The organism is Leuconostoc sp. (genome assembly GCF_965300815.1).
Map to the genome: position 1 here is coordinate 1 of NZ_CBDKZH010000115.1, position 4,018 is coordinate 4,018.

4 protein-coding genes are annotated in these 4,018 nt (G+C 42.1%); all 4 read left to right on the forward strand.

The window, feature by feature from the left end:
* The first annotated feature begins 254 nt into the window (after positions 1 to 254).
* The 4 genes from ACW12G_RS06820 (at position 255) to ACW12G_RS06835 (ending at position 3,962) form a co-directional block, all read left to right on the forward strand.
* Positions 255 to 629, forward strand: a complete 375-nt coding sequence (locus tag ACW12G_RS06820; protein WP_455647587.1) for a hypothetical protein — start codon at positions 255 to 257, stop codon at positions 627 to 629.
* A gap of 112 nt (positions 630 to 741) precedes the next feature.
* On the forward strand, positions 742 to 2,877 hold the full coding sequence (locus ACW12G_RS06825) for a GH25 family lysozyme (RefSeq protein ID WP_455647588.1): 2,136 nt from the start codon (positions 742 to 744) through the stop codon (positions 2,875 to 2,877).
* Positions 2,874 to 3,347: a hypothetical protein gene (locus ACW12G_RS06830; RefSeq protein ID WP_455647589.1), complete on the forward strand. Its 474-nt coding sequence runs from the start codon at positions 2,874 to 2,876 to the stop codon at positions 3,345 to 3,347. Before ACW12G_RS06825 ends, ACW12G_RS06830 begins: the two co-directional genes overlap by 4 nt.
* A 126-nt stretch (positions 3,348 to 3,473) precedes the next feature.
* The gene (locus ACW12G_RS06835; protein WP_455647590.1) at positions 3,474 to 3,962 is read left to right on the forward strand and encodes a PASTA domain-containing protein; all 489 of its coding nucleotides are present in this window, start codon (positions 3,474 to 3,476) and stop codon (positions 3,960 to 3,962) included.
* Positions 3,963 to 4,018: the final 56 nt, after the last annotated feature.

A 4,018-nucleotide genomic window follows, 5' to 3' on the forward strand; every position in this document is an offset into this window, starting at 1 on the left:
ATGTCTATACGCCTGTCGGGTATAAGAAGTTTATTGATGATATCAGAGGTGGTGAACCAACACGTATCTCAACTGATCATTACGCGAAGCTATTTAAAAAAGACAAGCAAACACAGTTACCATTGGCAGATCTATTGTGCGTTGATACCTGAGCGGTTGGTAATGAGAGTGAGCGTAAAGTTTATCGCAATCTTATTAAGCATAAAAATGTACCGGATGGGTGGCAGGTAACATCTCATGATCAATATTATGTTGTGATTCAGCGAGAAAAGATCAACAATAATGTCGGTGGTGTTGTCTGGAGCAGTATCCCACAAGTGACGGAAATTAAAAATTCGAATTATGAAGTCACGATTAAAGTACCGGCACATCGTGATGAAGCCAAAGTCGTCTTTTCAAGAACGGCATGGCCCGGCTATCATGTGATAGGTGGACAGGCAAAGTTAGCTCAACCACTACGTGGCTATTTGACGCAAATTAAAGTGCCAGCATCACAAAAAGAACAAACGATTACGTTACAATTTGAACCACCGCTCTTTAAAGCATCTGTTGGTTTAATTAGTTTTTCAGTGATGTTAATTTTATTTTGGTCTGTTGGTCGTGGTGTTACACTGTTGAAAAGAAAATAGTCAAAACCATTCACATTTGTGAATGGTTTTTATTTTTCTTGTTACAATTCATGATGTGAATTTTGTTATAATAAGCAAGGCATATAAAGTAATTTGGAAAGTTGATTTGACAATGAAGAATAACAGAATCACTGGCGGTTTAGTGGTTATTTTAACCGTTGTTATTGGTCTATTGCTCACGACTCAGTGGTCATCACCAATTTCAGCAGCACAACAGCCGAGCGTTCAGTATCGGACGCATGTCCAAGATATCGGCTGGCAACCCTATGTCGCCGATGGTCAAATGGCTGGCACAACTGGGCAAGGTAAGCGCCTAGAGGCGACGACCATTCAGCTTGCCAATCAAGATAGTACTTTGACTGGCAGTGTTCAATATCAGACGCACATCCAAAATATTGGGTGGCAAGATTGGAAACAAGATGGCGTGATCAGTGGGACTTCAGGTCAATCATTAAGGCTTGAAGCGATTCGCATTAAACTTTCAGGTAATATTGCGAACTATTATGATGTTTATTATCGTGTTCATGCACAAAACTTTGGTTGGCTGGGCTGGGCATCCAACGGGCAGGCAGCTGGAACGGCTGGGTATGGCTACCGATTGGAAGCGTTAGAAGTGGTATTGGTCCCTAAGGGACAACCAGCGCCGGGTAGTACAGCAAATGCTTTTTATAATCTAGATGGTGAGCCAAATGTTCAGTATCAGACGCATGTCCAAGATTATGGTTGGCAAAATGTTGTATCGGATGGCCAAACCTCTGGTACGACTGGTCAAGGTAAGCGTTTAGAAGCTACGACGATTCAGTTAGGAAACCAGAACGCTGCTACGTCAGGTAGTATTCAGTATCAAACGCAAATTCAAAATATCGGATGGCAAAACTGGGTACAGGACGGGTCGCTGTCAGGCACTCAGGGCCAATCCTTGCGCTTAGAAACGATACGTATCAAACTGACAGGGAATATTGCCAATTCCTATAATGTGTATTATCGTGTCCACGCGCAAAACTTCGGTTGGCTCGGTTGGGCATCAAACGGGCAAGATGCGGGGACAGTTGGTTATGGTTATCGCCTAGAAGCCCTGCAGATTGTCTTAGTACCAAAAGGGCAACCAGCACCAGGTGATACGACAAATCCATCTTACACGAGAAAACCTGATCCAAGTATTCATTATCAAACCAATGTGCAAAATAGTGGTTGGCAAACCAGTGTTGACGATGGTGCGACAGCTGGGACAATGGGACAAGCCCTTCGTGTTGAAGACTTTAAGGCTAATGTCAGTGATTTACCAGATAATATGTCTGGTGGGGTGACGTATAAGGCTTATGTCCAAAATGTTGGTTGGCAATCAGCGGTTAATGATAATGCGGTTGCCGGGACTTCAGGTCAAGGCTTACGTGTTGAAGCCCTAAGTTTTAATCTAACAGGGACATTAAGTGATAGTTATGATATTTACTATCGTACTTATGTGCAAAATTATGGTTGGCTCGGTTGGGCGTCAAATGGTCAAACTGCCGGGACTTCAGGGCGCGGGTTACGCATTGAAGCAATCCAAGTCCAGTTAGTCAAAAAAGGTGGGATAGCACCTGTAGGGGGGACAGCCTATTTGCCAACTATTGCACCATCGGATTTCATCGATGTGTCTTCTCACCAGAGTTGGCTAACGCAGGCGGACTACAAGGCGATGTATGCAGCGGGTATTAAAACAGCTGTTATTAAATTAACGGAATATACAACTTATAAAAACCCATATGCAGCCACACAAATCAGCTATGCTAGAAATGCTGGAATGAAAATTGCCGCCTATCATTATGCTTGGTTTACTAATTCAACAGAAGCGGCCATTGAAGCAACATATTTTGCTAACTATGCCAAGGTGTTGGGTTTACCAAGTGATACTGTGATGGTTGATGACTATGAAGAAGGTTATGCAGTTAACAGTTCAGGAGACAAGGTAGCGGATCTTAACGCGTTCCGCAATACACTCGCACAACAAGGTTATTCAAATGTTGTCAACTACTCATACAAAGCGATTACGGGATCGGGCAACATTGTGGATACAGATCGCCTGAATACAAAAGATATTTGGCTTGCTCAGTATCCAAATGAGGGCAATCCAGCAGCTGCACGTGCCTTACAATATAATTCAGAGTTTGCGGCATGGCAGTATAGCGCTAGCAAGTATTTTACTGGCTTATCACAGAATAAGCCTTTGGATATCAGTATTGACTATACGGGAAGGTTTACAAATTGAAAAAGAGCAGATTAACTATTAACATTAGTATCATTGTGATTGTTATGGTTGCGGTGTTGGTGGGTATTTTATTGTTAGGTCAACAGACCCAGCCAACTGGCAAGCAGCTGGCACATGTTGCAAACCAATCACAATCATCGACGTCACAAGCATCAAGTCAATCTCAAGATGCTGTACCGTCATCTGCTACATCATCAAGTCAGCAGTCATTGTCACAACCTGAAAGAACGCAGCAATCGGCAGAAAGCTCAAGCACAAGTGCTGCGACCAGTGTTTCAGAAAAAAATGATCATGCGAATTTAGAAAGTCGTGATCAACCCGTGACAATTTCAGCGCGTGATATTCAAGCAACACGTAGTATCCTCAAAAATGCTGGTATTGATGATAAAAAATTTACCGATAAACAAATTGAAGATTTGATGAACCAGTCGATTGCAACTGGCAAACCAATTCCTGATTTAGCACGTTAACACAACGCAAAGCGTCCGCATTTATGCGGCGCTTTTTTATTAAAATTATCTTATTGCACTGAATACAGTGAACCATTATAATGAAAGGAATCTGATGCACGATATTGTCGTATTAGGAGAATAGTCATGATGAACAAAATAAAACTAATCAGTACTGTAGGCAAAATCGCACTTGGTGCATTCGCACCTGAGCTGCTGGCACAGGGGACTAAATTAGTTAATGCACAGCTGGAAAAACGAAAAGGGTATATCAAAGTACCAGATGTCACTGCACTTGATGTGGATGAGGCTAATGAGATTATGACGCAATATCATTTTAACCATACGGTTGTGTCTGTTGCGCCAGCGGTTAAATATGCCAATGCTGTGCCAAATCAAGTCGTTAAAACGCAACCTAAAGGTAATAGCCTCGTTGATCCACAGACATTTGTGAAACTCTATACGATTGACGCTGAAACCGTCCAGAAAAGTAAAATGATGGCTGCGGACCTGGAAAAGGCCAAGCAGAAAAGACAACAAGCCGTTAAAGCAAAAGTACAAAATACGATAACGGCGACGACTAAGATACCAGCACAAATCACCAGAAAATTGAAGCGAAATAAAAGTAAACGTTGAGTGTTTTAGTACAATAATCTGTGTTTTGTAATATTAGTATAGGGGGTTTCTTTTAT

What these genes read in the sequence shown, in the direction of transcription:
- ACW12G_RS06825 (WP_455647588.1), top strand. Translation starts at nt 742, where the DNA reads ATGAAGAATAACAGAATCACTGGCGGTTTAGTGGTTATTTTAACCGTT.
- ACW12G_RS06835 (WP_455647590.1), top strand. Translation starts at nt 3,474, where the DNA reads ATGATGAACAAAATAAAACTAATCAGTACTGTAGGCAAAATCGCACTT.